Annotated in this window: 26 protein-coding genes; 12 read left to right on the top strand and 14 right to left on the bottom strand. The window is 65.9% G+C overall.

Annotation, left to right across the window (positions count from 1 at the left end):
* The first annotated feature begins 8 nt into the window (after window positions 1-8).
* Window positions 9-1,166 carry an acyl-CoA dehydrogenase family protein gene (locus BM144_RS13260; RefSeq protein WP_092952971.1) on the top strand — a complete coding sequence of 386 codons (1,158 nt, stop codon included), beginning with the start codon at window positions 9-11 and terminating at the stop codon, window positions 1,164-1,166.
* Here BM144_RS13260 and BM144_RS13255 read toward each other — a convergent pair.
* The 10 genes from BM144_RS13255 to BM144_RS22775 all read right to left on the bottom strand — a co-directional run bounded on the left by BM144_RS13255 (window position 1,117) and on the right by BM144_RS22775 (window position 8,470).
* Window positions 1,117-1,731, bottom strand: coding sequence for a recombinase family protein (locus BM144_RS13255; protein ID WP_092952969.1), 615 nt, complete (start codon window positions 1,729-1,731; stop codon window positions 1,117-1,119). The two genes, BM144_RS13260 and BM144_RS13255, sit on opposite strands and share 50 nt — an antisense overlap.
* 339 nt (window positions 1,732-2,070) lie before the next feature.
* A complete protein-coding gene (locus tag BM144_RS13245) occupies window positions 2,071-2,277 on the bottom strand; it encodes a hypothetical protein (protein ID WP_139225714.1) in 207 nt (68 codons plus the stop codon).
* Window positions 2,278-2,311: 34 nt separating this feature from the next.
* Window positions 2,312-3,421 (bottom strand): zonular occludens toxin domain-containing protein, encoded by a 1,110-nt coding sequence (locus BM144_RS13240; protein WP_092952963.1) that lies wholly within the window; start codon window positions 3,419-3,421, stop codon window positions 2,312-2,314.
* Complete coding sequence (locus tag BM144_RS13235; RefSeq protein WP_092952961.1) at window positions 3,418-3,705, bottom strand: DUF2523 domain-containing protein; 288 nt, start codon at window positions 3,703-3,705, stop codon at window positions 3,418-3,420. The genes BM144_RS13240 and BM144_RS13235 overlap by 4 nt, the downstream gene beginning before the upstream one ends.
* Window positions 3,702-4,835, bottom strand: coding sequence for a hypothetical protein (locus BM144_RS22785; protein WP_139225713.1), 1,134 nt, complete (start codon window positions 4,833-4,835; stop codon window positions 3,702-3,704). The genes BM144_RS13235 and BM144_RS22785 overlap by 4 nt, the downstream gene beginning before the upstream one ends.
* 391 nt (window positions 4,836-5,226) lie before the next feature.
* Window positions 5,227-5,457, bottom strand: coding sequence for a major capsid protein (locus BM144_RS22780; RefSeq protein ID WP_139225712.1), 231 nt, complete (start codon window positions 5,455-5,457; stop codon window positions 5,227-5,229).
* A gap of 71 nt (window positions 5,458-5,528) precedes the next feature.
* Complete coding sequence (locus tag BM144_RS23590) at window positions 5,529-5,660, bottom strand: hypothetical protein (protein ID WP_281246090.1); 132 nt, start codon at window positions 5,658-5,660, stop codon at window positions 5,529-5,531.
* Between the two features lie 263 nt (window positions 5,661-5,923).
* The gene (locus tag BM144_RS13225; protein WP_092952957.1) at window positions 5,924-6,241 is read right to left on the bottom strand and encodes a hypothetical protein; all 318 of its coding nucleotides are present in this window, start codon (window positions 6,239-6,241) and stop codon (window positions 5,924-5,926) included.
* Window positions 6,242-6,271: 30 nt separating this feature from the next.
* Complete coding sequence (locus BM144_RS13220; RefSeq protein WP_092952955.1) at window positions 6,272-7,531, bottom strand: replication initiation factor domain-containing protein; 1,260 nt, start codon at window positions 7,529-7,531, stop codon at window positions 6,272-6,274.
* 636 nt (window positions 7,532-8,167) lie between these two features.
* Window positions 8,168-8,470: a hypothetical protein gene (locus BM144_RS22775; RefSeq protein ID WP_139225711.1), complete on the bottom strand. Its 303-nt coding sequence runs from the start codon at window positions 8,468-8,470 to the stop codon at window positions 8,168-8,170.
* A 737-nt stretch (window positions 8,471-9,207) separates the two neighbouring features.
* Between BM144_RS22775 and BM144_RS22770 the strand changes: the two genes are divergently transcribed.
* Together BM144_RS22770 and BM144_RS22765 are read left to right on the top strand one after the other, a co-directional pair.
* Window positions 9,208-9,498 (top strand): hypothetical protein, encoded by a 291-nt coding sequence (locus tag BM144_RS22770; protein ID WP_139225710.1) that lies wholly within the window; start codon window positions 9,208-9,210, stop codon window positions 9,496-9,498.
* Window positions 9,499-9,566: 68 nt separating this feature from the next.
* Window positions 9,567-10,001, top strand: coding sequence for a hypothetical protein (locus BM144_RS22765; RefSeq protein WP_139225709.1), 435 nt, complete (start codon window positions 9,567-9,569; stop codon window positions 9,999-10,001).
* A 55-nt stretch (window positions 10,002-10,056) separates the two neighbouring features.
* Here the strand turns inward: BM144_RS22765 and pepE are convergent, their stop codons facing one another.
* Together pepE and BM144_RS13210 are read right to left on the bottom strand one after the other, a co-directional pair.
* Window positions 10,057-10,803 carry a dipeptidase PepE gene (pepE, locus tag BM144_RS13215; RefSeq protein ID WP_092952953.1) on the bottom strand — a complete coding sequence of 249 codons (747 nt, stop codon included), beginning with the start codon at window positions 10,801-10,803 and terminating at the stop codon, window positions 10,057-10,059.
* A 163-nt stretch (window positions 10,804-10,966) separates the two neighbouring features.
* On the bottom strand, window positions 10,967-11,467 hold the full coding sequence (locus BM144_RS13210; RefSeq protein ID WP_092952951.1) for a DUF421 domain-containing protein: 501 nt from the start codon (window positions 11,465-11,467) through the stop codon (window positions 10,967-10,969).
* A gap of 120 nt (window positions 11,468-11,587) precedes the next feature.
* Here BM144_RS13210 and BM144_RS13205 point away from each other — a divergent pair, with 120 nt between their 5' ends.
* Window positions 11,588-12,016, top strand: coding sequence for a YchJ family protein (locus BM144_RS13205; RefSeq protein ID WP_092952949.1), 429 nt, complete (start codon window positions 11,588-11,590; stop codon window positions 12,014-12,016).
* Between the two features lie 86 nt (window positions 12,017-12,102).
* Complete coding sequence (locus BM144_RS13200; protein WP_092952947.1) at window positions 12,103-13,947, top strand: hybrid sensor histidine kinase/response regulator; 1,845 nt, start codon at window positions 12,103-12,105, stop codon at window positions 13,945-13,947.
* A 57-nt stretch (window positions 13,948-14,004) separates the two neighbouring features.
* On the opposite strand, the gene BM144_RS13195 is transcribed toward BM144_RS13200, so the two are convergent.
* Window positions 14,005-14,721, bottom strand: coding sequence for a response regulator transcription factor (locus BM144_RS13195; protein ID WP_281246089.1), 717 nt, complete (start codon window positions 14,719-14,721; stop codon window positions 14,005-14,007).
* A 532-nt stretch (window positions 14,722-15,253) separates the two neighbouring features.
* Here BM144_RS13195 and BM144_RS13190 point away from each other — a divergent pair.
* On the top strand, window positions 15,254-15,973 hold the full coding sequence (locus BM144_RS13190; RefSeq protein WP_175526012.1) for an HAD family hydrolase: 720 nt from the start codon (window positions 15,254-15,256) through the stop codon (window positions 15,971-15,973).
* Between the two features lie 99 nt (window positions 15,974-16,072).
* The gene (locus BM144_RS13185) at window positions 16,073-17,623 is read left to right on the top strand and encodes a histidine-type phosphatase (RefSeq protein WP_092952945.1); all 1,551 of its coding nucleotides are present in this window, start codon (window positions 16,073-16,075) and stop codon (window positions 17,621-17,623) included.
* Here BM144_RS13185 and BM144_RS13180 read toward each other — a convergent pair.
* Entirely contained in the window at window positions 17,601-18,743 is a 1,143-nt protein-coding gene (locus BM144_RS13180; protein WP_092952943.1) for an AraC family transcriptional regulator, read from the bottom strand. The two genes, BM144_RS13185 and BM144_RS13180, sit on opposite strands and share 23 nt — an antisense overlap.
* Window positions 18,744-18,903: 160 nt before the next feature.
* Between BM144_RS13180 and BM144_RS13175 the strand changes: the two genes are divergently transcribed.
* The 5 genes from BM144_RS13175 (at window position 18,904) to BM144_RS13155 (ending at window position 25,961) form a co-directional block, all read left to right on the top strand.
* A complete protein-coding gene (locus BM144_RS13175) occupies window positions 18,904-20,637 on the top strand; it encodes an AMP-binding protein (protein WP_092952941.1) in 1,734 nt (577 codons plus the stop codon).
* A 34-nt stretch (window positions 20,638-20,671) separates the two neighbouring features.
* Complete coding sequence (locus tag BM144_RS13170; protein ID WP_092952939.1) at window positions 20,672-22,276, top strand: carboxyl transferase domain-containing protein; 1,605 nt, start codon at window positions 20,672-20,674, stop codon at window positions 22,274-22,276.
* Window positions 22,277-22,325: 49 nt separating this feature from the next.
* Window positions 22,326-23,132, top strand: coding sequence for an enoyl-CoA hydratase/isomerase family protein (locus BM144_RS13165; protein WP_092952937.1), 807 nt, complete (start codon window positions 22,326-22,328; stop codon window positions 23,130-23,132).
* 24 nt (window positions 23,133-23,156) lie between these two features.
* Window positions 23,157-23,876, top strand: coding sequence for a DUF4126 domain-containing protein (locus BM144_RS13160; protein ID WP_092952935.1), 720 nt, complete (start codon window positions 23,157-23,159; stop codon window positions 23,874-23,876).
* A 63-nt stretch (window positions 23,877-23,939) separates the two neighbouring features.
* Window positions 23,940-25,961 (top strand): acetyl-CoA carboxylase biotin carboxylase subunit, encoded by a 2,022-nt coding sequence (locus BM144_RS13155; RefSeq protein ID WP_092952933.1) that lies wholly within the window; start codon window positions 23,940-23,942, stop codon window positions 25,959-25,961.
* The last annotated feature ends 54 nt before the right edge of the window (window positions 25,962-26,015 follow it).

Genomic DNA, 26,015 nt, shown 5'->3' with positions numbered 1-26,015 from the left:
ACAACGACATGCTGCTGACCCAGGACCAGGAAATGATCCGCGACGCGGTGCGCGATTTCGCGCAGAGCGAGCTGTGGCCGCACGCCGCCCGGTGGGACAAGGAGCACCACTTCCCGCGCGAAGCGCACCAGGGCCTGGCAGCGCTCGGCGCCTACGGCATCTGCGTGCCCGAGGAATACGGCGGCGCGGGCCTGGACACCCTCTCGCTGGCGCTGGTGCTGGAGGAGATCGCCGCGGGCGACGGCGGCACCAGCACCGCCATCAGCGTGACCAACTGCCCCGTGAACGCCATCCTGATGCGCTACGGCAGCGAGGCGCAAAAGCGCCGCTGGCTGGCGCCGCTCGCGCGCGGTGAGATGCTGGGCGCGTTCTGCCTCACCGAGCCGCACGTGGGCTCCGACGCCTCGGCGCTGCGCACCACGGCCCGGCGCGAGGGCGATGCCTACGTGATCGACGGCGTGAAGCAGTTCATCACCAGCGGCAAGAACGGCCACGTGGCCATCGTGATCGCCGTGACCGACAAAGCGGCCGGCAAGCGCGGCATGAGCGCGTTCCTCGTGCCGACCGACGCGCCGGGCTACACCGTCGCGCGGCTGGAGGACAAGCTCGGGCAGCACAGCAGCGACACGGCGCAGATCCATTTCGACCAGTGCCGCATTCCGGCGGAAAACCTCCTCGGTGCGGAAGGCGAGGGCTACAAGATCGCTCTGGGCGCCCTGGAGGGCGGGCGCATCGGCATCGCCGCGCAGAGCGTGGGCATGGCGCGCAGCGCGTTCGACGTGGCCATGCAGTACGCCAAGGAGCGCGAGAGCTTCGGCCAGCCGATCTTCCAGCACCAGGCCGTGGGCTTCCGCCTGGCCGACTGCGCCACGCAGATCGAGGCCGCGCGCCAGCTCATCTGGCATGCCGCGGCCCTGCGCGACGCGGGCCGCCCCTGCCTGAAGGAAGCGGCCATGGCCAAGCTCTTCGCGAGCGAAATGGCCGAGCGCGTGTGCAGCGCGGCCATCCAGACGCTGGGCGGGTACGGCGTGGTGAACGACTTCCCCGTGGAGCGCATCTACCGCGACGTGCGGGTGTGCCAGATCTACGAGGGCACGAGCGATGTGCAGAAGATCCTCATTCAGCGCTCTCTTGCAAATACCTTCCCAGGACAGGCATACGCGTAAACACACGCGGCTTAGGAGGCACCTCTAATCGCGAAATGGTGGACCGAGACACTCCAAACCGAGCAGCAACCTGAACTTGCGACAACCCAGCCGCACGCAGCGCAAGAGCCTCAGCACGCTGCGAAGCGTCAAGCGCAGGAGCCCGACCACCCCACACAACTCCCCGCCTAATTGCAGCCACCTGCCCAGCAATAGACCGCTCGAGAATGGTGGCGCGCTCGAGCTGGGCAAACGCACCAAGTGTCTGAAACATGCAAACGCCCACCGCCGTGGTCGTATCAAATGGCTCAGTTAACGACCGAATAGCGATGCCCCGAGCACGCAAATCTTCTTCAATGGCAACCAAATCACCGAGGCGCCGCGCAACCCGATCCAATCGCCAAAACACAAACACATCTCCAGCCTGCAACGCAGCTAAGCACTCACGCAACATAGGCCGCTCCGACACGCCACTAGCCTTTTCTTCATAAACAGCGCTAACACCCGCTCGCGCCAACGCATCGAGCTGCAATCTGGTTTCCTGATCCCTTGTGCTGACACGCGCATACCCAACAAGCCGGCCCATTGCAATCCTCCTATGTTTTTTATGCCCCGGGAACGTAATTCGCAGTTTGCGAGGCAATGCATAGGGCGCCAAATAATGAAAAACGGCCCCAAAGGGCCGCTATTCGGACAGCAACTACGCGCAAAAATCACGGCGCACCCACGCTATGGCACTTTGGCTCAGCCACTGCCTTAGCACCGGTCCAACTGGACACGTTCTCATTGATCCACGCGGCTGACTGAACCTCAGCATCGGCGGGAGGCCGGCAGACAATTTGCCCCGCCGTAGCGCGGTACTGCTCCATGGCCACCACAGCCCACATCACCACCACGGCCACCAACAAAATCCTTCCAATCGTCATCACATCCCCCTCACCAAACGCTTCACCACAATGGCAGCGACAAGGCAAAACACCAGCACCGCCACGCGCCTAAACACTCGCCGCCACCGCGACCGCCGTATCCAGTCAGCACGAACGTTCTCAGGCACACGGAACGTAGCGCGCTCGACGTAATTCATTTTCTTCTTCCACCAGTCGATATACCAATCTCTGTCGTGATAAGACATGCTTTTCCTCCTCCTCTTGCGCAGCATACAAGGGTCAGGAAGGAGAATCAGCAGCATGGCCTGGCTGCTTTGCATCGGACTGCCCGGCCTCAGCACTCTGCTGAGCCACATACGCATTAAATGGTCTATCGATGGCCCATTGCCGGCATGCGTCAGAAGACACATCCAGCAACCGGGAACCACCTGCGTAGCACTTGCATGCATCGTTAATGCACATGGCCCCAGTTATGAGCGGCATAGCAACGACCTTGCGCAACTGGTCATAGGCGGGAGCTGTCCACGGGCGATCTGACAATCTAGGCAAAAAATCCACTCTCTCATCGGGCGGGGCCTGCGTGGCGGCGTTCGCTGACGCCGAAGCAGCAGGGGCATGAGCTGGAGCCGATGCAGGCGCATTTTGCTTGGCATCCGGCGCTCCTACGCTTCCATTCATTCGAGCACCCAGACGCTGCACAACGGATGGACCAAAGTAAATGCCCGCGCCAATTGCAGCCAAAATAAACCAAACAAGCCCAGGCAATTTACGCGGTTGCTTTGTGTGCACCTCAGCAGACCGATAAAGCTTTTGAACCTTCCTACTGTACTTCCACGGCGATTTTGTAATCGCTTTTGAGTACATGAGCGAACGGGAAACGTGGTCCCACTCATACACCACCGCCAGCCCCATGTTCGCAACTCGACGCACGTGCAAATGCCGCCCACCCAAAGCATGCACATGCCTATCCGTATTCATGACCGATTGGGTAATCAGGATGAAATCCACACCCATATGCCTATGGGTATCGAGCGCCTGAACGTCGGGTGGAATGCTAGCACCGTTGGGCCGAGGCGGCCACATTTTTTGGAACTCGTCAATAACTATGACGGACCCAGGCTTTGCCCATTTGTGCCAATTCCTAGCAGATAACTCATTTCCATCGAAATTAAAATCCCCGCCCGCTTTCAGCCAGTCGCCGCCAGTATCGACAATTTCATGCTCGATCAAGAGACCGTTTATGTTTGTATAAATGGTCCGAGGAAGTTCCTTTTCGCCTCCATTCCCATCAGGGACATTAATGGTCTTTCCAACCAAGGGCAACAACAGCTTTTCAATAGCGTAGAGAGTTTTTCCGGCCCCAGGAACGCCGGTAATAATAGTAATCATTGGGGATTAACTCCCAATATCCTGGTCGCATTAGATATTTGCCAAAGCAAAAGCCGAGTGGCAATGGCCGCGGTTATCATCCCCAAACCAATACCGCCACCACCCAACAAGAATATGCTCAACACATCGCCAGGAAGAGAATTTACCGATGTTATTAACTGATTTTTTGCGGCAGTAATTGCCACATCAAAACCGGTAATCGTAACCACGGAAAATCCAATAGCTGTCAATATTCTGCCAATCAAAGGTTGCACTAGCGAAAATATCCACGTCCCAATCTTCATGTTCTAGTCCCTGCAGTAAGAATAACCATGGCAGCAATGGAGCACATCAATAAAATCAATGGGCGAACATAGCTAGTAATGTAATTACACGACTGTTGCCAATCCCACACCTTCAAAGAATGACTGGTCCCAACCTTATCAGCAGGGCAAGAGCCGCCACCAAAAAGATTTTCGGGTTGATATGAAACGTCCTGGTTCTTTTTGGGAATCTTCTCGTCAGGAACATCCAAATCAGGTTTTGCACACGCCAAAATATCAGGATTCAATGTGCATAAATCCAATTCTTTTTCCGCAGGTTTTTCAGATGTATCTTCATCCGGCAACGGCTCTTCCGATGGATTTTCACTATCTACAGGCCGCTCTACCGGCTCAACGTCCACTCTCCAAGGCTCTGCATCCGTACCCGAAGGGGTAACGCGAATACCCGGCTGCAAAAATGGCTTATTCGTAGAAGAAATTGGCTTGGAAGGATCGTAATTCGGATTGCGAATCGGCTTTCCGGTAGGAATAAACATCGGCTTTGGTTTTCCATCCGTGCCAGGATTAACTACCGGCTTATCGACTGGCAATGCACCCGGACCAATTTCACGCGGTACAGATTCGGGCATTTTCTTAGGCGCCAATTTGTCTTTGAATTGTTCTTCGGTCAACGGAACTGGGTCTTTGCCTTCACAAATAGGCACATACCAATCTTCTTCACAATCCTTCCCACGAGTAGCCATAATTTCACTAACAATATTGCCATTAAGCATGAAATTACATTTACCCGAAGCATCAGAGCTTACATAATAAACACCTTCACCAGGGCGATGAGACGCAACAAAACCAGCACGAGCACTACATGCACCAGAGTGAGAAGAATACCAGCCGCCCTCAGGGTTTTGAGTGGGGTCCTTCCACTGCTTTCCGCCAAGAGGATCGCCCGGAGTACCCGGTTCTTCCCACCGCTGCAATAACTCGTTCCAAACCACATTAGCCAAACCCAACCAAGTAGCAATGCCTACGGCGGTACGCAACGCAGGATGCGCAAATATCACGCCAGCGGCAACGCGCGATGCAGCAGGTGACAAAGGCAACGCCACTCTAATTTTTGAAGTAGCAGAAGCAGAACGAATAGCAGCATCCGCCATCGCCTTTGAGTTAACCCAGGCCGACGCAGCAGGCGGCTGATATGTCGCACCTGCACCAGAACCAGCAACCCACCCAGGCGGGGGAGTCAATTGGGTATACGCTGCATGACTCAGCGAAATGCGACCCAAGCAAGCAAAGCCAATCCCAATGCAAAAGATAATTCGACAGAACTTGGCATAAATGCCCCTATTAATCCGCATGGTCCACCCTGAATAAATCCACGATTCGCCGTGCACAAAATATCGCAACCGCAGCGACCAAAAAAAGGCCCCAAAGGGCCGAGATATCGGAAATATTCTCCGAATCAGCAGGAGCGGGCTCCACCAAAACAGTGACGGTTACACCACTGTCAGTAGTTCCCGTCGCGGTATTGGCGGAACCAGCCATGGCTTAAATCCAGCCGAGCTTTTGACCCAGCTTTTTCAGGCCCCAGATTGCCACACCAGCCGCGAGCACCATGCCGAGCGCCGCAAGCGCATCGGTCTTGTACGCATCGGTTTCGGTCTTCACGTCAGCAGGCAGCGCGGCGTACGCATTGCCGACCAGCACGGGCACCAGCGCCAGAGACGAAACGGCACGAGCACCGTACTTACGGGCAACGCCCATCGTGTTTGCAAACATGTTTTTCCCTTTCAAAAAACGGTAGCGAAATTGCCACCCGGAAACCCCGCACGCGAGGCTACCGGCTGTAATCACATTTCCACGTGGCCGCACTCCAGACACCGATAGAAATAGATGGCGTCATATTCTTCGTCCGGCTCCTCGACGTTATCGGGGCCGCACTCCGAACACCGCCCGCCATCGTTTTCAATCTCATCTTCCATTTACCATCCTCCATTGTTATAATCCTGTATATACAGGACCGGGAACGAAATTAAGCAGCTAATAGCGGGCAGGACGCCCCAACGCAGACAAATCGACAACTTGAGCGCGGTGCCAAGGCTCTGCATGGTCATCGATTAACTGAGCGCAATCGTCAAGCCCATCAACTGCACCAGCTTCGGAAAGCAACATCACCCATTCCGGCTCCCCGTTGCCGGACGGAGCAAGAAATGCCCCTGTCGTAGCGGATTGGATGACGTACATATCAAGCAGCCTTCGACGCGGCACGCTCAACGGGCTTGATGTCCACAAGCTTGAGCTTTGTTGCGTCCTGCGCACCCGCAGCCATTTCGAACGTCGCCATGGCCTTGATCGGAAGGGATGCACCCAAGTGCGCCCACTTGTCGTATTCGCGCGCATCGCCGAGCTTGAAAGGGCGCGTAGCACGGCCAATGCTCCGACCAGCAGAATTTTCAGACAAATCCACCTCGCAGTGGAACGTAGTGCTGCTGTAAGCCCGGCCCTCGATCGTGCCTTCGCTTTCCTTCACACCGTGGACGACAACTTCAGTCTGGAACTTCATGGTTTTTCCTTTTGCGGCCTATTGATACAGCTATGCCATGACGTGGCCAACGTCGGCGCCGTGAGAAACTTTTTTGCTGCGCTCGAATGCAGCACCGTAAGCGGCGGCAATTTCGCCGCGACTGAATTTTTGGAGACGGCCAGGAGCCTTTTTGTCGCAGACCAGCTCCATAAAGTGATCGACGCCCAGATACTCAAAAGCAATTGCCAAACTGGGCGCAGCAACTTCACGCAGCCAGCGAACATTCCGCACCGCTTCACCCTGGACAGTTTCAATCTGACGCTTGCGTTCGCAAGGCACCGTCACCGGGAACGAAATGGCTTCTGCTTCCCGGAGAAGGGAGGCATGCCAGTCACTAGCGCCGTGGAAATAATCAGCAGGACGGCGCAGCATGTCGGTCTCCAAGAAACGCGCTTTATTGCCCCACCTCAACTCAGCACGAATCCAAGCAGACGTATCTGCATCACCGAATAGTTGATGACCCTTTTCGTAGACGTTAGTCTGCTTTCCGACTTCCTTCGTCCCGACATAAAAAGAGCGCGCCTTACCCCCGCACCAGTCGCCCACCATGTTGCACTTGAGACGACGCCCCCCGACATCGCACAAGCCTGCTTCATAGTCGGCCTTGACTCTCTCCATGCCACCACTCAATCCATCGAAAAAATCAAGCGCCAGATCGATCCGCGTGAGCCATCCTTTGGTCTCATCGATGACGTTTGCAAGATGGTCGCGCCAGCCACTTTGGGCAAACGTGCACGCCGAGCCATAGACATTGACGTGGATGGTTTTTGCCTGCGCGCGCTGACGAGGACCGTCGCCAGATGCGAGGAATCCGACCCAACCGACTTCCGCACCATTTCGCTCAATGCTCCAGCGGCAACGATAAAAATCGTGCCCTTTTTTTGCTTCCGGATGCACGGAAAAATCAGAACCCAAAGCTTCCGCTACACGCTCAGCCAACTCGAAAGCCTGCACGCTGGGCGAGAAATCAGCATCGGGAACGAAACGCAGGAACTTGCGCAAGCGCTGAATACGAACAGTACGTTGATCGCGGTCCCACTGGCTCAGAGGCTCCAAATCCTCTTCCGGGAAAAGAACATCGACGGAAGGCATCGGAGCGTTACGCAGATGGCAGGTAAATCGGACCCAATCGACATGCACCGGCACGCCAGATTCAGTGCGCTCCGCGATCAGCCGAGCCTTCACCTGATTCCCATCGAGAACCAAGTTACAAGCGCCCGCATGACCCTTTGCATGCTTATCAACACGTGATCCAGTCGGATGACTCATACAAACCTTTTTTGTACTAATACAGACCGCACGGCCTACCGTTATTCGTTATCCCCGTGATTACCATCGGGGGCCTGCCGGCTCCTGCGCTGACGCGCCCGCACGTGCGGCGCAGGCTTGCCCGGCGGGCGCGAGCGCCGAGACAGGGATGCACAAAGAGCAGAGACCATGACAACTGGCACGAGGCGCACCACGGTCCGACATGGGGTTTGGCACCCCATACCCCGCCCCCACCGAGCCCACTACGTGGGACGCGCTATTCGCGCTTCGGCGGGGCCCCTGTTTGTCTCCAGGCAGGGGGGCGGCATAGGGACGCGCCAAGCAAGCAAGAACGTGCTTCATAAGGACGCCGCCAACAGAAAAGGAACAAAAAGAAACACCAGCGCCGCAATGAAAAGCACCCAAAAAACGTATTCATCGGCATTCATGGCGCGACCCCCTGCAGCCGCTCCAGCCGGGCCACGCGCGACCGCGCGCGCTCCGGTTGTCTGCCAGTGCACAAATACGTGCTGACGCCCTGCGCCAGCCGTTTGTATTCATCAGCCGCAGCCTTGGACCCTTGCACAATGCATTTCGGGACCGGGGCGGAAATGGCCCTGCGGCAGCGGTAAGGCAGATCGCGGATTTCTTCAGGGCTCACTGCAACACCCCGTCAACACGCTTTGCCGCAAAGCCCATACGAGCCCAGTCGCGGTTGCACAGCGCGAACCGCACAAACTCCTGCAAGACTTCGTTTTCACCCACTTCAAACTGAGCAGCGAGCTTGGAAATCGTGGCCTTAATTTCCAGCTTATCTGTGTAGTCAATGCGGGCCTTGCCTGATCGATACGCAGCCTTGCGATCGGCATCCGAAGCATGCTTGCGGGGACGGCCCCGTCGCTTTTCGCTCCCGGAACCGGATTGAATGCGGCCCCCCGCACCCTGAGCTACCAGGGCCACGGCGGGAGGGGGTCCGGAGTGGATGGAGGGGCCGCAATCATTAGCCGCATCAGCCTCTACAACTGCGGGCAAAACTAGCTGATTCGAAACCATGGTCAGCACCCAGCACCGATGGCATCGGCAGCAAGAAAGCACAGCCGGTCGTAAGCCTGCACGCGACCACTGTTTGTCTGCCACACGCAAAGGTCAGACGCGTGCGCCAAATTCAGCAGGACATATCCGCCACTGCTAACAGAACCGTGCGACTCGCGAGTGGACCAAGCCAAGTCGTAGAGCGCCTGACACTCATCGGCCGTTAGCACACGGTCATCACTGGGGCACCCCCCACCACCTACGCTTGGTTGAGCTACCAACCCAGCATCCAGGCTGGGACCGGGCGAGGACTCGGCGGGGGGAGTGCTTTCGTCAGCCTCATCGTTGTTCCAGGAACACCCCGAATACGCACAATAGCCCTCATAAGAGGTGTACGAAAGGCGCTCGCCACAACGAGGGCAAAACTTGAATTCCAAAGTGTTGAAGGGCATGGGTAGCTCCATGGTTTGGACCAAGCACCACACCAGTCAGGCCGCTTTCGGCGCCGATGCCAGCCCATTCCAGGGCTTGTCACTGTCAATCCCCGCTGCTTCTGGCGGTAGCCCTCACGGGCACGGGGAAGGGTGGTACATTCTTGTTACCGGAAACCGGTAACGTACATAAAACTGTATGTACACCTGTAATGTAAACCACGGAGTATTTACATGCAAGACACAAAGCGATTAAATTTACTAATCGATAGAGCGCGAGGTGAAGGAAGCGACAATCAGCTAGCAATCAAGCTAGGAGTGCATCGACAGCAGATATGCGACTGGCGCGCAGGCAGGAAAGCCCCGGGCATCGAACTGCAAGAGACCATGGCCGAAATGGCAGGAGTCGACCCAGCCGTACACATGCTGGCAGCAGCAGCAGAAAAAACGGGCAATGACAAGGTGATGGCACTTTTTGCCCAGCTACGTGCGCAATCAATCCTGATCCAGCGGGCGCTGGCGTGAGCGTCTGAGTTGCCCTCAGCACAACGATAGCGTTCAAGCAATTGTTAATTCGGTAGTGAGGAGTCCAAATGGCCAGGTTGGGTTTCAATGAGATAAAAGTCGGGCTGGTGTCACATCTTGATCAAACTGCACTGTCGAAAGACCAAAGAGTCTTGGATACCTATCCACAGAGAGATACAGAAATTCGTCCGTTCGTCTGCATTTCCGTTAACCTGCCCAAATCGACCTGGGCTCCTCTGTCGAGCACTGCGCGGCCCGAAAGATTGAAAATAAAGCCTGCGTGGAGGTTGGGCGGCATTGATATGTGGCGAAATAGAGATTGCTATCTCAACGACGGTGCCAACATCTATATCGGTCTTAATGGCGCTTTTGTGGATGCGTCGGTCCAAGAGCAAACAGTCTCCAAAACACGTGCGCATATGTCAGAAGAGGGTGTAGCAGCAGTGCTAGCCGAAATCGAAAGCCAAAGGCATCGGCGCATTTATGGCAAAGACTCGCCATAGGGCGTTCTAACCGAATACTATGCCTCTGCGTTGCTGCAATTCACAGTCTGTTGTGTCAAGCGTCCGCTATCGCCGGTGCATCAGGCCGTGGAACCTGCAGTAATTCCAACGCGCCGGGGCCCTGCTGCCGCGGTGCGCCAGCGCCTTCGAAGATGCGCACCGGCGCCGCATCCCCCAGCACCGTGACCCTGCCGCCCTGCACGCGCAGCCCCGTTCCCTCGGGCAGGCCGACCACCGGCACCTGCGGGTTGAGCGTGCCGAATTCGCGCAGGCGCTCCTCGCGGGTCTCGCCGCGGTGGCCGGGGGGATGGGCGTCGGTGTAGTGGGCGTTGATCTGGAAGGGCACGAGGCCCATGGCGCCGAATCCGCCGGGGTCGGTGATCGGCATGTCGTTGGTGGTGCGGATGGTGGGGCAGGCCACGTTGGAGCCCGCGCTCCAGCCCAGGTACGAGGCCTCGCCCGCGCGCACGCGCCCGGCGATCGCCTCCAGCAGCCCCAGCCGGCGCAGGTGGCCCAGCAGCGCGAAGGTGTTGCCGCCGCCCACCACGATGTAGCGCGCCTGCCGCACGGCGGCCACCGGATCCGCCGCGCGGTGGACCGAGGCCACGGCCAGGCCGAGCGGCGCCAGCGCGCCGGCCACCTGGGCCTCGTAGTCGTCCCAGCCGCGCGAGACGCCCGCGAAGGGCATGAACAGCGCATCGCCGGCCGCGGTCTGCGCGGCGGCCCACTCGGCGATCCAGCCGCGGGCGTGGGTGAGGTAACCGGCATCGCTGCTGGAATTGCTGAGGAGCAGGAGGTTCATGGCGGAGGCGTTGGATGGATGGGGGCTGGGAGCGCGGCGGTGCGGGCTCCGGAAAGGGAAAAGCAGCGCAGGGGTCGGGAAATAGTTTGCTATATAAATAATAGCAAACTATTCAATGGATCCGGCGGCATGGGGCATGAAACACCCCAGGCCCGGGTGGCGCTCAGGTCCGGTCGGCAGTGCCGCCGCCTGCGCTGTCGCGCTCGCGCAGCACCACGGTGATCTGTCCGTTGGTCTCGATGGTGGCCCGCTCCACCTCGTGCAGGTGCAGGCAGCCGCCGGCGCGCAGCGCGGCGGCGAGGTCTTCGGCCGAGAGCAGTTCGCGCCGCATGAGGTGGCGGTCCACGCGGCCCTGGTCGACCAGCGTCTGCGGGCGGCCGTCCACCAGGTGCGCCAGGCGGGGGAAGCGGAAGGTGAGCCGCGCCAGCACCACGTGGCAGCCGATGAGGGTGGCGGCCGAGAGCAGTCCGCCGACCAGCGAGTTGTCGCCCGCGTTCATCGAGTTCTGCACGGCATTCGAGAGGATCAGCAGCAGCACGAGGTCGAACGGCGCGAACTGCCCCGTCTGCCGCTTGCCCGTGAGGCGCAGGAACACCAGCAGGAACGCATACACCACCACGCCGCGCAGGATGAATTCCCACCAAGGCACGCTCAGGGCCCACATCGTCGATCTCCCGGAAGAAGAAGAAACGGCGCGGCCATCGCGCCGCACCGGCCGCGAGTGTGCCACCAGCGGAGCATCTGCAAGAATGCGGACCCGCTCCAACGCCGACGACGACTGGCCGTGCCGCCTCCCTCTCCCTCCAGCGCTTCCCTCTGCCCCTGCGGGCGGCTTTCCAGCGGGCGCGCGCCGCTGCCGTACGCGCAGTGCTGCGGGCGCTACCTGGACCACTGGGACACATCGCCCGCGCCCGATGCCGAAAGCCTGATGCGGTCGCGCTACACCGCCTTCGTGCGCGGCGACGCCGGCTACCTGCGCGCCACCTGGGCGCCGGAGCACCGCCCCGACTCGGTGGCGTTCGAACCCGGCGTGCGCTGGCTCGGCCTCGACGTACGCAGCCACCGCACCACCGGCCCGGACCGTGCCGAGGTGGAGTTCGTGGCCCGCCAGCGCGACGCCGGCGGCCGCGCGCACCGCCTGCACGAGCGCAGCCGCTTCGTGCGCGAGGGTGGCCGCTGGTTCTACGTGGACGGCGAGTTCCCGCGCGGCTGACGGCAGCCCGCTGATGCCCGTCCCGGTGGTCCGCTCCCTTCCCGCCTTCGTTCCCTGACCGTCCCTTCCCCACGCCTGCCGCCACGATGCCGACCGCTCCCGACAGCCGCTACCCCGATGCGTGGCACACCGAGCCCGCCGCCAATGCCGATGCGACCAGCGCGGGGCTCGATCTGGCGGTGCACCGCCGGCTCATGCATTCGCTGGCATCGCGCAGCGGTGCCTCGGAGATCCCCGCGATCGTCATTCCGGGCGTGTTGACCTGGATGCACGCGCGCAGCGGCGCGGCGCCCGGCCCGATGCTCGCGTGGTGGGGCGTCTTCCTGCTCTTCGCGGGCGTGCTGTGGACGATGCAGCGGCGTTTCCTGCGCGATGCCGCGCTGCCCGACGCCGTGGTGGTGCCGCGCTGGGAGCGGATCTTCCAGGTGCTGGCGGCGGGGGACGGCCTGCTCTGGGCCGTGCCCATCGTGCTCACGCACGGGGCGCCGCAGGAGTTCCGGCTCATGGTGTACCTGGTCGTCTGCGCGGTGACCGCCTCGGGCACGACCTTCCTGGCGCCGATGCCCCGCGTGTTCCTTCCGTTCTTCGCGGCCATCTATGGGCCGACGCTGGGCGCGGTGGTCTGGTACTTCCCCGAGCGCTGGGAGGCCATGCTCGCGCTGGTGGCGCTCTATGGCGGCGTCATCTCGCGGCACGCCTGGGGCTCGCGGCGCTTCGCCGTGCAGCAGGTGGAGATGGAGCGCCAGCGCCTGCTGCTGGCCGAGCGCTACCTCGCGGCGAAGGAGGAAGCCGAGCGCGCGCTGGAAGAGAAGAACCGGTTCCTCTCCACCGCCAGCCACGACCTGCGCCAGCCGCTGCACGCGATGGGCCTGCTGGTGGAGACCGCGCTGCAGCGCAATGGCGATGCGCGGCTGGCGCCGGTGCTGGACGGCATCCAGGACTGCGCGCGGTCGCTCACCTTCCTCTTCAACGCGCTGCTCGATCTCTCCCGGCTGGAGTCGGGCACCTACGACGTGCGGCGCGAGGAAGTGCCCCTGGCCGCGGTGTTCGGCGACGTGGCGACGGTGTTCGGCCCCGATGCGCTGCAGCGCGGCCTGCGGCTGCGGATCGCACTGCCGCGCCGCCGCCATGCCGCCGTGTACGCCGATGCCGCTCTGCTGCGGCAGATGGTGTTCAACCTCGTGCAGAACGCGCTGCGCTACACGCGCTCGGGCGGCGTGCTGATCGGCGTGCGGTGGCGCGGCGGCGCCTGGCGCGTCGAGGTCTGGGACACCGGTGCAGGCGTGCCGCTGGAGGACCAGCACCGCATCTACGCACCGTTCTACCGCGGGGGCACGCGCTGGACGCAGGAGGTGGCAGGGCACGGCCTGGGGCTGTCGGTGGTGGCGCGGTCGGCGCGGTTGATCGGCGCGGACTATGGCTTCGAGTCGGTACCGGGCCGGGGATCGTGCTTCTGGCTCACGCTCGAAGCCGCGCACGGCGCCGCCGCCGCGCCGCACGGGGCCGCCGCGCCGGCCGTGGCGCCGCGCGCACCGTGGCAGGAGCGGCTGGCCTCGTTGGCGGGCACCTGCCTGCTGGTGGAAGACGACCCGCAGGTGGCGCGCGCCGTGGCGGATCTGCTGCAGTCGTGGGGTGTGCGCGTGGAAGTGGCCGCGACGGCGTCGCAGGCCCTGGCGTGCGTCGCCGCGGGCTGCGTGCCCGATGCCGTGCTGTGCGACGAGCGCCTGGGCGCCGGCCAGAGCGGCTTCGCGGTGCTGCAGGAGCTGCTGCAGCGCTGTCCCGCCGCGCGCGGTGCCATCGTGAGCGGCGAGCACGACGCGACCGCGCTGGTGCAGGCCGAGGAAGAGGGCTACCTCGTGTTCCGCAAGCCGCTCGCGCCCGAGGCGCTGCACGCCGTGCTGTCCCGCTGGCTGGGCGCGGCCGGCCGCTGAACTGCACGCGCGCCGGGCGGCACCGCAAGCGCGGCGCTGGCGGCCAGTGCGCCGCCGTCAGCGCGCCAGCGGGGCCGGCGGCATTTCCAGTCGCACGCCGCGCAGCTTGGCGATCGCCTCCACGCGGTTGCGCGCGCCCAGCTTCTGCAGGATGGCCGTGATGTGCTCCTTCACGGTGTGCTCCGACACGTGCAGGGCGCTGGCGATGGGCTTGTTCGGCTGCCCTTCAAGCACCATGGCCAGGATCTGCCCCTGGCGCGGCGTGAGCCCGAGTTCGGTGGGGGACAGCGGTACCTCGCGCGAGAGGAAAGCGCTTGCGGAGGGCGGCACGGTGCCGGCCGCGGTCAGCGCCGGCGGGCCGAACCACGACGCGCCGCCGAGCACGGCCGCCACGGCGGCGGAGAACGCATCCGGCGCCTCCTGCTTGTGGATGAAGCCGTGCGCCCCGCTGGAGCGTGCCTTGAAGGCGATGGCCGGGTGGTCATCGCCGCTCATCACCAGCACGCGCGCCTGCGGTGCCATGGCGAGCAGGTCGCGGATGAACGGCGCCGTGGCGCCGTCGGCGAGCCAGAAGTCCACCAGGGCCACGGCGGGCGGGCCATGGCGGGCGATGGCCCGCAAGGCCTCCGGCATGCTGTGCGCGTGGTGGGCCGCGCCCAACTGCGGGTGCAGGCGGAGGAATTCGGTCATGCCGTGAGCGACCAGCGGATGGTCGTCCACCACGAGGCCATAGTGCGTATGCGGCGGTGCGCCGGGATCAGGGAAAAAGGACACGAAGGCTTCCGTCGGTGGTTCGGTCGGCCGGGGCCTTGCAGCAACCCGACCGTAGCCGCGAGCCTACGCCACGCGCGGGGCCGGCTCCGTAACAAAAACCCCACCGTGGTGGGGTAGGGGAACCCGGCGGCCCTGCCGACAATGCCCCCATTCCCCCGCGGGGGGCGGTTTCGCCGCCCGTCCCGTCGGCCGTTCGGCAGCAGGCCGTGCCGGGCGCCTGCAGCGCCCGGGCCACGCGCGGCCCGCCCGTTCCGGCGGCCAGCGGTCCGTGCGGGGGCTCGTGCGCTGCGTTTTGTTTCTTCCGTTTGCGTTTCCATGCAGGGCCGCGGCGGAACACGCACCGAGAGGTGCCTGGGTGCGGGCCATGGCCCCGTGCACAGGTGGGGAGCGACGGATCGGCCCCGGCCACCCGGGGCCCGCATGCAGTAGATTCGAGCGTGCTTTGGCGGCGTTCCTCCCGGGCGCCGCTCTTTTTTGCGCGCCGTGCGCCGTCTTCCTGCCCGCCTGTCTGGCTTGCGGGCCCGTTCCCTCCATGCCCATCACCGATCCCCTGACTTCTGTGCCGCCTGCCGGCACACCGTTGCCCCCCTTCGACGCCGTGCTCTTCGACTGCGACGGCGTGCTGGTGGACAGCGAGCCCATCACCCACCGCGTGCTGCGCGCCATGCTGGAGGAGGCGGGCTGGCGCCTCACGATGGAAGAATGCATGCGCATCTTCATCGGCAAGGCCGTGCGCAGCGAGGCGGCCCGCATCGAAGCCCACACGGGGCGCCCGCTCACCGATGCCTGGATGGCGGTGTTCTACGAGCGCCGCAATGCTGCGCTCGCTGCCGACCTGGAGGCCATTCCCGGGGCGCTGCGGGCGGTGGAAGCCGCGCACGCGCGCACCGCGGGGCGCATCGCCTGCGCCTCGGGCGCCGACCGCCACAAGGTGGAGCTGCAACTGGCCAAGGTGGGCCTGCAGCCGCTCTTCGAGGGCCGCGTCTTCAGCGGGCACGAGATGCCCCGCACCAAGCCCGCGCCCGACGTGTACCTGGCCGCGGCCGCCGCGCTCGGCGTGCCGCCCGGGCGCTGCCTGGTCGTGGAGGACACGGTGACCGGCGTCACCGCCGGCGTGGCTGCCGGCGCCACGGTGGTGGGCTACAGCCCGACGGCCTGGGGACACGACCCGGCCCAGGCACTGCGCGCGGCGGGCGCGGTGGCGGTCATCGGTTCGATGGACGCGCTGCCGGCGCTGCTCGCCTCGGTCTAGGCGCCTGCCTGGCCCGGGCGTGGGCAGGTGCCGTGTGTCATGCCGCTGTCGCAATGGCTGCATAGCCTTGCCGGCTTTGCCACTTTGATCAGTTGCTCCATGCCATTCCCTGCCGTTTCCTTCCGCTGGGCCTTGCCGCTGCTGGCCCTCGCCCTGGCCGCCTGTGGCGGGGGCGAAAGCAGCGTGTCCCCGGCGCCTGCCGGCGACTACGCCACCAAAACCGCCTACCGGCCCCGCCAGACGGTGGACAGCTACGAGGCACCGCCCGCGGGCTTCGCCAAGGTCTACGCCGGGCTGGTGGCCCGCCACGGCACGCGGGGGCTCTCGAGCATGAAGTACGACGATGCCGTGCTCAACCTGTGGACGCGCGCCCAGGCCGATGGGGCCCTCACCGCGCTGGGCCGCCAGCTCGGGCCCGACGTGGAGAAGATCATGCGGGCCAATTTCGTGCTCGGCTGGGGCGTCGCGGGCATCGGCACGCCGGGCTACGGCAACCTCACGCAGGTGGGCATCGCCGAGCACCGCCAGCTCGCCGCACGGCTCGCGCAGCGCGATGCGGAGCTGTTCGCCGGGCAGACCTTCGAGGGCCGGCCGCGGCAGGTGGAGGTGCTGCATTCCGGGCAGGACCGGGCGGTGGACAGCTCGCAGTTCTTCGCAGCGTCGCTGGCGGCGTCCGCCCCGGCCGTGGCGGGGGCCATCGCGCCGGCGGTGGTGGACCGCTTCCAGCTCTATCCCCACAAGCTGTCCGCCACCACCGATGCGGTGGCGGACGCCGCCAGCGTGCGTGCGGCGGTGCTCGCGGCCAGCCTGGACTACCAGCGCTACGCGGCCGGCAAGGATGCCGCGGGCTTCGGCGCCGAGGCCGCCGCCAAGGTGGCCGCGGCGCGCGCCGCGCCCGAGGTGCGCAGCCGTGCCCGTGCCGTGCTGGAGCGGCTCTTCATCCCGGCCTTCCTCGACAAGCTCGATGCGGGAACCTACGCCTTCGCCAACAACGGCACGCGCACGTTCGCCAGTGCCGACGGCCGCTTCACGAGCACGCTCACGGGCGACGGCAAGACGAAGGTCCAGAGCGCGGTGGATGCCGCGGCGCTGCTCTACGAGCTCTACATCATCGCCCCCGGCCTGCGTCAGGAGACCGGCGGCGTCAGCCTCGACGCATACCTGCCCGCGGAGTACGCACCGACCTTCGCCTACCTGCAGGACATCGACGACTTCTACGGCAAGGGCCCCGCCGCCAGCGAATACGGCGGCATCACCACGCGCTTCACTCAGGCGCTGCTGCAGGACTTCTTCGACGAGGTGGGCCGCATCGCGCAGGGCCGCATGGAGCGTGTGGCGCGCCTGCGCTTCACGCATGCCGAGGTGATGATCCCCTTCATCGTGCGGCTGGGCCTGCGCGATGCCTCCACGCCGGTGCCGCGCGCCCAGACCTATTCGTATGCCAACAATCCCTGGCGCGGCGAGGACGTTTCGCCCATGGCCACCAACGTGCAGTGGGACGTGGTGCGCGATGGCCGCGGCACGGTGCTCGTGAAGATGCTGTTCAACGAGCAGGAAGTGGATTTCCCCGGCGACTGCGAGGCCGCGCGCTATGCCGGCGGTAGCCACTATTACCGGTTCGACGGCCTCAGGCGCTGCTACGGCCTGTGAGGGGCGGGGGCGGCAGTGGCGCGGCCACGGCGCCCGCCCGCTGCCGGCGCCGGTAGTCGGTGGGCGACAGCCCCGTCCAGTGCCGGAAGGCCCGCATGAAGCTCTTCTCGCTCGCGAAGCCGGCGGCCTCCGCCACCTGCTTGATGGGCCGGTCGGTGCGGTGCAGCAGGTCGCGCGCGCGCTGCTGGCGCGCCTCGTCCTTCAATGACTGCAGCGAGGCGCCTTCCTCCTTGAGCTGGCGGTGCAGCGTGCGCGCCGACACGTGCAGTTGCGCCGCCAGCGAATCGGCGCTGCAGGCCTGCTCGGGGGCCTGGGCCAGGGCCTGGCGCACGCGCTGCGCCAGCAGCCGGTCGCGGCGGTATTGGCGCACGGTGAGGGGCAGGGCGCGCTGCAGCATCTGCTGCAGCGCCGCCTCGTCGCGCCGCAGGGGCAGGGCCAGGTAGCGCGCGTCGAACCGCAGGGCCGCGCGCGGTGCGCCGAAGCGCGGCTCCGCACCGAAGAGCAGTGCGTAGACCGCTGCATGCGGGGGCGCGGCGAACGGGAACGCGGTGTCCAGCAGCGGCAGCCGCGAATCGATGAACCAGCACGACAGCCCGAGCGCGTTGCGCAGCACCGAGACCGTGCAGAACTCGCGCAGCGCGCCCAGGTCGCGGTGCTCGGACAGCGAGAGCGTGGCGACGCCGCCATCGGTGTCCAGGTGCAGCCCGATGTCGTCCGCCAGCAGCGCATGGTGGCGGCACCAGCGCCGCAGTGCCAGGCCCAGCGTGGGCGCGCTGATCGACGCCCGCGCCAGCATGCCGTAGCTGCCCCAGGGCAGGCGGCGCGAGAACCAGCCCAGGGCCTCGTCGTCGAGCTCGCGCATGGCGGCGGCCGACAGGGCCTCCATCTGCAGCGCCGTGATGCGCGCGTGCGGATCCTTCACGGATCCTGGCGCGATTTGTGCCGCTGCCAGCGCGCGGGTGGGGTCCAGCCCGCGCTGCGCGTAGGCATGGACGATGGCGCGGACGAAGGCCATCGGCGTGGCGGCCACGGGAGTGCGGGCGGGAAGGGCGGCGCCGGGTGTCCGGCCGGCGTGGGCCGCAGTGGCGGTGGTCGATGGCGAGGGCGGTGGCGATGGCATGCCGGGCAGTGTGGCGGGGTGTGGCGCGATTTGCAACCTGGGTGGCCCGATCGGTGGCCCGGGCGCGCGGGCAGCGGCGTATGCTGTGGCGAGATGCCGTGCCCACCGGCCGGGCGCGGTCCCACAGTCCGCAGAGACGCCAGCCCAGGAGACAAACGCCGTGACCGCATCCCCCGATCCGTCCCCGCTGTCCGCCGCCGTCAGCCACGCCCGGGGCGCCACCGGCGTTCCGCTGATCGAGCAGACGCTGGGCGCCTTCTTCGCCGGCATGGCCGCGCGCGAACCCGGCCGCGAGGCCCTCGTGAGCCGGCACCAGGGCCTGCGCTTCACCTATGCCGAGCTGCACGCCGCGTCGCGGCGCCTCGCCAGCGCGCTGCTGGGCCTGGGGCTGCGGAAGGGCGACCGCGTCGGCATCTGGTCGCACAACAACGCCGAGTGGGTGCTCATGCAGTTCGCGACGGCGCAAGTGGGCCTGGTGCTCGTGAACATCAATCCGGCCTACCGCACGGCCGAGGTCGAGTACGCGCTGAACAAGGTGGGCTGCAAGGCGCTGGTCGCCATGGCGCGCTTCAAGACCAGCGACTACCTCGGCATGCTGCGCGAACTGGCCCCCGAATGGGCGGACCAGCCGCCCGGGCAACTGGCCGCGCGCCGCCTGCCGCACCTGCGCACGGTGGTGTGGATCGACGCGCCGGGCCAGGAAAGTACCGACGAGCCCGGCCTGCTGCGCTTCTCGGAACTGGTCGCGCGCGGCGACGCGCAGGACGCCCGCATCGATGCCGTGGCCGCCACGCTGGATGCGCACGACCCCATCAACATCCAGTTCACGAGCGGCACCACGGGCTTTCCGAAGGGCGCCACGCTCACGCACCGCAACATCCTCAACAACGGCTTCTTCATCGGCGAGTGCATGCGCCTCACGCCCGAAGACCGGCTGTGCATTCCCGTGCCGCTCTACCACTGCTTCGGCATGGTGCTCGGCAACCTGGCCTGCGTGACGCACGGCAGCACCATCGTGTACCCCAGCGACGGCTTCGACCCGCTGGCGGTGCTGGAGGCCGTGCAGGCCGAGCGCTGCACGGGGCTGCACGGCGTGCCGACCATGTTCATCGCCGAGCTGCAGCACCCGCGCTTCGCGGAGTTCGACCTCTCCACGCTGCGCACCGGCATCATGGCCGGCTCGCCGTGCCCCATCGAGGTGATGAAGCGCGTGGTGAGCGACATGCACCTCGCGGAGATCACCATCGCCTACGGCATGACCGAGACCAGCCCCGTGAGCTGCCAGAGCAGCACGGACACGCCGCTGGACAAGCGCGTGGCCACCGTCGGGCAGGTGCAGCCGCACCTGGAGGTGAAGATCATCGACACCGAGTCCGGCCAGCCCGTGCCGCGCGGGCAGTCGGGTGAACTGTGCACGCGCGGCTATTCGGTCATGCACAGCTACTGGGGTGACCCCGAGAAGACGCGCGAGGCCATCGACGATGGCGGCTGGATGCACACCGGCGACCTCGCCACCATGGACGCCGAGGGCTACGTGAACATCGTGGGCCGCATCAAGGACATGGTGATCCGCGGCGGCGAGAACATCTACCCGCGCGAGATCGAGGAATTCCTCTACCGCCACCCCCAGGTGCAGGACGTGCAGGTGGTGGGCGTGCCCGACGAGAAATACGGCGAGGAACTGTGCGCCTGGATCATCGCCCGGCCCGGCGAGCCCCTCACGGAGGACGGCGTACGCGCCTTCTGCCAGGGGCAGATCGCGCATTACAAGGTGCCCAGATACATCCGCTTCGTCACCGAATTCCCGATGACCGTGACCGGCAAGATCCAGAAATTCAGGATCCGCGACGCGATGAAAGAGCAGCTGGGCCTGGCCGAGCGCGCCACCGCCTGAACCCGACCCCCGAGACCTTCCTCCCCCGCCCACCATGATTCTCGAATCCCGCCTCAATTCCCGCTCGGCCGATTTCCAGGCCAATGCCGCCGCGATGCGCACGCTGGTGCAGGACCTGCGCGAGCGCGCCGCCCAGGTGGCCCTGGGCGGCAGCGAAGCCGCCCGCGCCAAGCACACGGCGCGCGGCAAGCTGCTGCCGCGCGACCGCGTGCGCGAACTGCTGGACCCGGGCTCGCCGTTCCTGGAGATCGCACCGCTCGCCGCGCTCGGCATGTACGGCGACGAGGCGCCCGGCGCGGGCCTGATCGCCGGCATCGGCCGCGTGAGCGGCGTGGACTGCATGGTGGTCTGCAACGACGCCACGGTGAAGGGCGGCACCTACTACCCCTTGACCGTGAAGAAGCACCTGCGCGCGCAGGAGATCGCGCAGCAGAACCGGCTGCCGTGCATCTACCTCGTCGATTCGGGCGGCGCCAACCTGCCGAACCAGGACGAGGTCTTCCCGGACCGCGACCACTTCGGCCGCATCTTCTACAACCAGGCGCAAATGAGCGCCCAGGGCATCGCGCAGATCGCCGTGGTGATGGGCAGCTGCACCGCGGGCGGCGCCTACGTGCCCGCGATGAGCGACGAATCCATCATCGTGAAGGGGCAGGGCACCATCTTCCTGGGCGGCCCGCCGCTGGTGAAGGCCGCCACGGGCGAGGTCGTCACCGCCGAGGACCTGGGCGGCGGCGACGTGCACACGCGCCTCTCGGGCGTGGCCGACCACCTGGCGCAGAACGACCTGCACGCGCTGCAGCTCGCACGCAACGCGGTGCGGAACTTGAACAGAAATCGGCCCCATGCCGCCGGATTCATTGGCCCGGATGCTCCTCTTTTTGAAGCGGAAGAACTGTACGGCGTGATCCCCGTGGACACGCGCAAGCCCTTCGACGTGCGCGAGATCATCGCGCGCATCGTGGACGGCAGCGAGTTCGACGAGTTCAAGGCCCGCTATGGCACCACGCTGGTCACGGGCTTCGCGCGCATCGAGGGCATGCCCGTGGGCATCATCGCCAACAACGGCATCCTGTTCTCCGAGTCCGCCCTGAAGGGCGCGCACTTCATCGAGCTGTGCTGCCAGCGCAAGATCCCGGTGGTGTTCCTGCAGAACATCACCGGCTTCATGGTGGGGCGCAAGTACGAGAACGAGGGCATCGCGCGCAATGGCGCCAAGATGGTCACGGCCGTGGCCACCGCGGCGGTGCCCAAGTTCACGATCGTCATCGGCGGCTCGTTCGGCGCCGGCAACTACGGCATGTGCGGGCGCGCCTATTCGCCGCGCTTCCTCTGGATGTGGCCCAACGCGCGCATCTCCGTGATGGGCGGCGAGCAGGCCGCGAGCGTGCTGGCCACCGTGCGCCGCGACGGCATCGAGGCCAAGGGCGCCGCCTGGAGCCTGGAGGAGGAAGAGGCCTTCAAGGCGCCGATCCGCCGCCAGTACGAAGAACAGGGCCATCCCTACTACGCCACCGCGCGGCTGTGGGACGATGGCGTGATCGACCCTGCCGATACGCGCCGCGTGCTGGCGCTGGGGCTCGCCGCGGCGCGCAACGCGCCGGTCGAGGACACGAAATTCGGCATCTTCCGCATGTGAGGGGCACCGCTCGCTTTTCTTTCCCAACCGACGCCAGGAGGACTTCACCATGACCACCACCACGCAATACCGCCATCTGCACGTGCGCCAGGCCGGCACGGTCGCGCGCGTCACCCTGGCGCGCGCCGAGGTGCGCAACGCATTCAGCGACGAGGTCATCGCCGAACTCACCGAGGCGTTCGGGGCGCTGGGCGGCCAGGAGAGCGTGCGCGCCATCGTGCTGGCCGCCGAAGGGCCGGCCTTCTGCGCCGGCGCCGACCTGAACTGGATGCGCCGCATGGCCGACTATTCGCGCGCCGAGAACGTCGAGGACGCGGGCCGGCTCGCCGCCATGCTGCGCACCATCAACGAATGCCCCAAGCCCACCATCGCGCGCATCCAGGGCGATGTGTACGCGGGCGGCGTGGGCCTCGTGGCCGCCTGCGACGTGGCCGTGGCGGTGGACACGGCGGCGTTCTGCCTGAGCGAGGTGCGCCTGGGGCTCATCCCGGCCACCATCGGCCCCTACGTGGTGCGTGCCATGGGCGAGCGCGCGGCGCGGCGCTACTTCATCACCGGTGAGCGCTTCGGCGCCCTGGAGGCGCTGCGGATCGGGCTGGTGCACGAGGTGGTCGATTTCGAACTGCTCGACGAAAAGCTCGACGCCGTGCTGCAGGCCATCGCCGCGGCGGGCCCCCAGGCCGTGGCGGCGGGCAAGGCGCTGGTGCGCGACATCGCCGCGCGGCCCATCGACGAGGCGCTCATCGCCTCCACGGTGGAGTCCATCGCCGACATCCGCGCGGGTGCCGAGGGGCGCGAGGGCGTGCAGGCCTTCCTGGAAAAGCGCAAGCCCGCGTGGCTGCCGCGCCAGGACTGACGAGGGGCCGCGCGCCACCGCTCCATGGATGCTCTTTGGCTGAACATCGTCCAGTGGCTGCACGCCGTGGGCCTGCACATCGATGCGGGCACGGCGCAGGACGTGGCCGAGCAGGCCCGCCGCGCCACGGGCGCGCTCGACATGCCGGGCCTGCTGGCGCTGGCCGCGGCGCTCGGCTGGGCGAGCGGCTTCCGGCTCTATGCCGTCGTGTTCCTCGTGGGCGCGATGGGCGCGGGCGGCTGGCTCGCGCTGCCCGAGGGGCTGCGGCTGCTGCAGCACCCGGCCGTGCTGCTGGTGAGCGGGCTGCTGCTGTGCGTGGAGTTCATCGCCGACAAGGTGCCGTGGTTCGACAGCCTCTGGGACGCGGCCCATGCCGCGATCCGCGTGCCCGCCGGTGCGCTGCTGGCCGCGGGCGTGTTCGGCGCCGACAACGGCGCGATGGCGCTGGCGGCGGGGCTCATGGGCGGATCGCTCTCGGCCACGGCGCTCGCCACCAAGATGACCACGCGCGCCGCCGCCAACACCTCGCCCGAGCCCGTGTCCAACTGGCTGCTGTCGTTCTTCGAGGACGGGCTCGTGGTGGCGGTGGTCTGGATGGCCACCCAGCATCCCGTGGCCTTCGGCATCGCGCTGGTGTTCATGGTGGCGGTGTCGGTCCTTGTGCTCGTGCTGCTGCTGAAATTCCTGCGCGCCGTGCTGCGGCGGCTGTCGGCATTCTTTTCCCGGCCCGCGGGCGCGGCCTGAGGCCGGCGTTCCTTCCTTTCCGACGATGAGCGCGGGCACGCCCGCTTTTGGAGTGAGACAACGATGTTCGACAAGATCCTGATCGCCAACCGTGGAGAGATTGCCTGCCGCGTGGCGGCCACCGCGCGCCGCATGGGCGTGAAGACCGTGGCCGTGTATTCCGATGCCGACGCCTCGGCGCAGCATGTGGCCGCCTGCGACGAAGCGGTGCACATCGGCGGCAGCGCGCCGCAGGAGAGCTACCTGCGCTGGGAGCGCATCCTCGACGCCGCCCGCCGCACGGGCTCACAGGCCATCCACCCGGGCTACGGCTTCCTGTCGGAGAACGAAGAGTTCGCGCAGGCCTGCGCGGATGCCGGGCTCGTGTTCATCGGCCCGCCGCCGTCCGCCATCCAGGCGATGGGCCTGAAGGCCGAGTCCAAGCAGCTCATGGAGAAGGCCGGCGTGCCGCTCGTTCCCGGCTACCACGGGGCCGACCAGGACCCCGCGCTGCTGCAGCGCGAGGCCGACCGCATCGGCTACCCCGTGCTCATCAAGGCGAGCGCCGGCGGCGGCGGCAAGGGCATGCGCGCGGTGGACCGGTCCGCCGACTTCGCGGCAGCGCTGGAATCGTGCAAGCGCGAGGCGATCAACAGCTTCGGCGACGACGCGGTGCTGATCGAGAAATACGTTCAGCGCCCGCGCCACATCGAGATCCAGGTGTTCGGCGACACGAAGGGCCAGTGCGTCTACCTCTTCGAGCGCGACTGCTCCGTGCAGCGCCGCCACCAGAAGGTGCTGGAAGAAGCCCCCGCGCCGGGCATGCCCGCCGAGATGCGCGCCCGCATGGGCGAGGCCGCCGTGGCCGCCGCGCGCGCCGTGGGCTACGTGGGCGCCGGCACCGTGGAATTCATCGTCGAGCAGCGCGAGGGCGGTGCGATGGATTTCTTCTTCATGGAGATGAACACGCGCCTGCAGGTCGAGCACCCCGTCACCGAGGCGATCACCGGGCAGGACCTGGTGGAATGGCAGTTGCGCGTGGCCTCTGGCGAGCCGCTGCCGCTCGCGCAGGAGCAACTGCGCATCACCGGCCACGCGATCGAGGCGCGCATCTGCGCGGAGAACCCCGACAACCAGTTCCTGCCCGCCACGGGCCGGCTGGCCGTGTACCGCCAGCCGGAGTGCACGCATTTCGAGCGCGGCGCGGTGCGCATCGACGACGGCGTGCGCGAAGGCGATGCGATCAGCCCGTACTACGACTCGATGATCGCCAAGCTCATCGTGCACGGCGACACGCGCGAGCAGGCGCTGGCGCGGCTGGACGAGGCGCTCTCCCGCGTGCACATCGTGGGGCTGGCGACCAATGTGCAGTTCCTGCGCCACGTGCTGCGCACCGATTCCTTCGCGCAGGCGCGGCTGGACACGGCCCTGATCCAGCGCGAGCAGGCCGTGCTCTTCCACCAGGCGCCCGTGGCGCTGCCCCTGGCGCTGGCCGCCACGGTGGCGCACACGCTGCTGGCCGAACGCGCCGCCGAGCGGCCCGGCGATCCTTTCGGGCGCCGCGACGGCTGGCAGGGCTGGGGCGAGAACCGCCGCCGCTTCGAGGTGGACTGCGCGGGCCAGGCAGCGGCCGCCGTACTGGCCTACCGGCCCGGCGGCACGCCGGTGCTGCAGGTGGAAGCCGGCGGCGCCGTGCTGGCCGAAGGCCCGCTGGTGTTCTCGCCGGCCCGGGGCGGCGAGGACATCGACCTTGCCTTCGGGGGCGAGCGCACGCGTGCCCGGGTGTATGCACGCGGCGAATCGCGCCACGTGTTCACCCCGCGCGGCGCGGCCCAGCTCATCGTGCTCGACCGGCTCGCCCACGCGGGCGAAACCCAGGCCGAGGGCGGCCGCCTCACGGCCCCGATGCCCGGCAAGGTGGTGGCCTTCGCAGTGCGCGCGGGCGACCGCGTGGCCAAGGGCCAGGCACTCGCCGTGATGGAGGCCATGAAGATGGAGCACACCATCGCCGCGCCGGCCGACGGCACGGTGGAGGAGCTGCTCTATGCCCCCGGCGACCAGGTGACCGAGGGCGCGGAACTGCTGCGCCTCGCGGCGGCCGCATGACGCGGCAGCGCCCGGATGCAGCCCGCGCGACAGCGTCGCGCCCCCGCGCTGCGA

This window comes from Paracidovorax konjaci, from assembly GCF_900112675.1.
Classification (GTDB): domain Bacteria; phylum Pseudomonadota; class Gammaproteobacteria; order Burkholderiales; family Burkholderiaceae_C; genus Paracidovorax; species Paracidovorax konjaci.
Note: the sequence above shows the minus strand (reverse complement) of the source record. Positions and strands in the feature narration are given on the sequence as shown.

Excerpts from the sequence above, each read along its gene's own strand:
- pepE (WP_092952953.1), bottom strand. The coding sequence starts at position 10,803 with ATGAACCTCCTGCTCCTCAGCAATTCCAGCAGCGATGCCGGTTACCTC.
- BM144_RS13190 (WP_175526012.1), top strand. The coding sequence starts at position 15,254 with ATGCCCATCACCGATCCCCTGACTTCTGTGCCGCCTGCCGGCACACCG.
- BM144_RS13160 (WP_092952935.1), top strand. The coding sequence starts at position 23,157 with ATGGATGCTCTTTGGCTGAACATCGTCCAGTGGCTGCACGCCGTGGGC.
- BM144_RS23590 (WP_281246090.1), bottom strand. The coding sequence starts at position 5,660 with ATGGAAGATGAGATTGAAAACGATGGCGGGCGGTGTTCGGAGTGCGGC.
- BM144_RS22770 (WP_139225710.1), top strand. The coding sequence starts at position 9,208 with ATGCAAGACACAAAGCGATTAAATTTACTAATCGATAGAGCGCGAGGT.
- BM144_RS13225 (WP_092952957.1), bottom strand. The coding sequence starts at position 6,241 with ATGAAGTTCCAGACTGAAGTTGTCGTCCACGGTGTGAAGGAAAGCGAA.
- BM144_RS13260 (WP_092952971.1), top strand. The coding sequence starts at position 9 with ATGCTGCTGACCCAGGACCAGGAAATGATCCGCGACGCGGTGCGCGAT.
- BM144_RS13235 (WP_092952961.1), bottom strand. The coding sequence starts at position 3,705 with ATGAAGATTGGGACGTGGATATTTTCGCTAGTGCAACCTTTGATTGGC.
- BM144_RS13185 (WP_092952945.1), top strand. The coding sequence starts at position 16,073 with ATGCCATTCCCTGCCGTTTCCTTCCGCTGGGCCTTGCCGCTGCTGGCC.
- BM144_RS13210 (WP_092952951.1), bottom strand. The coding sequence starts at position 11,467 with ATGTGGGCCCTGAGCGTGCCTTGGTGGGAATTCATCCTGCGCGGCGTG.
- BM144_RS13245 (WP_139225714.1), bottom strand. The coding sequence starts at position 2,277 with ATGTCTTATCACGACAGAGATTGGTATATCGACTGGTGGAAGAAGAAA.
- BM144_RS13200 (WP_092952947.1), top strand. The coding sequence starts at position 12,103 with ATGCCGACCGCTCCCGACAGCCGCTACCCCGATGCGTGGCACACCGAG.
- BM144_RS13220 (WP_092952955.1), bottom strand. The coding sequence starts at position 7,531 with ATGAGTCATCCGACTGGATCACGTGTTGATAAGCATGCAAAGGGTCAT.
- BM144_RS13155 (WP_092952933.1), top strand. The coding sequence starts at position 23,940 with ATGTTCGACAAGATCCTGATCGCCAACCGTGGAGAGATTGCCTGCCGC.
- BM144_RS13165 (WP_092952937.1), top strand. The coding sequence starts at position 22,326 with ATGACCACCACCACGCAATACCGCCATCTGCACGTGCGCCAGGCCGGC.
- BM144_RS22765 (WP_139225709.1), top strand. The coding sequence starts at position 9,567 with ATGGCCAGGTTGGGTTTCAATGAGATAAAAGTCGGGCTGGTGTCACAT.
- BM144_RS13170 (WP_092952939.1), top strand. The coding sequence starts at position 20,672 with ATGATTCTCGAATCCCGCCTCAATTCCCGCTCGGCCGATTTCCAGGCC.
- BM144_RS22780 (WP_139225712.1), bottom strand. The coding sequence starts at position 5,457 with ATGTTTGCAAACACGATGGGCGTTGCCCGTAAGTACGGTGCTCGTGCC.
- BM144_RS13255 (WP_092952969.1), bottom strand. The coding sequence starts at position 1,731 with ATGGGCCGGCTTGTTGGGTATGCGCGTGTCAGCACAAGGGATCAGGAA.
- BM144_RS13180 (WP_092952943.1), bottom strand. The coding sequence starts at position 18,743 with ATGCCATCGCCACCGCCCTCGCCATCGACCACCGCCACTGCGGCCCAC.
- BM144_RS22785 (WP_139225713.1), bottom strand. The coding sequence starts at position 4,835 with ATGGCGGATGCTGCTATTCGTTCTGCTTCTGCTACTTCAAAAATTAGA.
- BM144_RS13240 (WP_092952963.1), bottom strand. The coding sequence starts at position 3,421 with ATGATTACTATTATTACCGGCGTTCCTGGGGCCGGAAAAACTCTCTAC.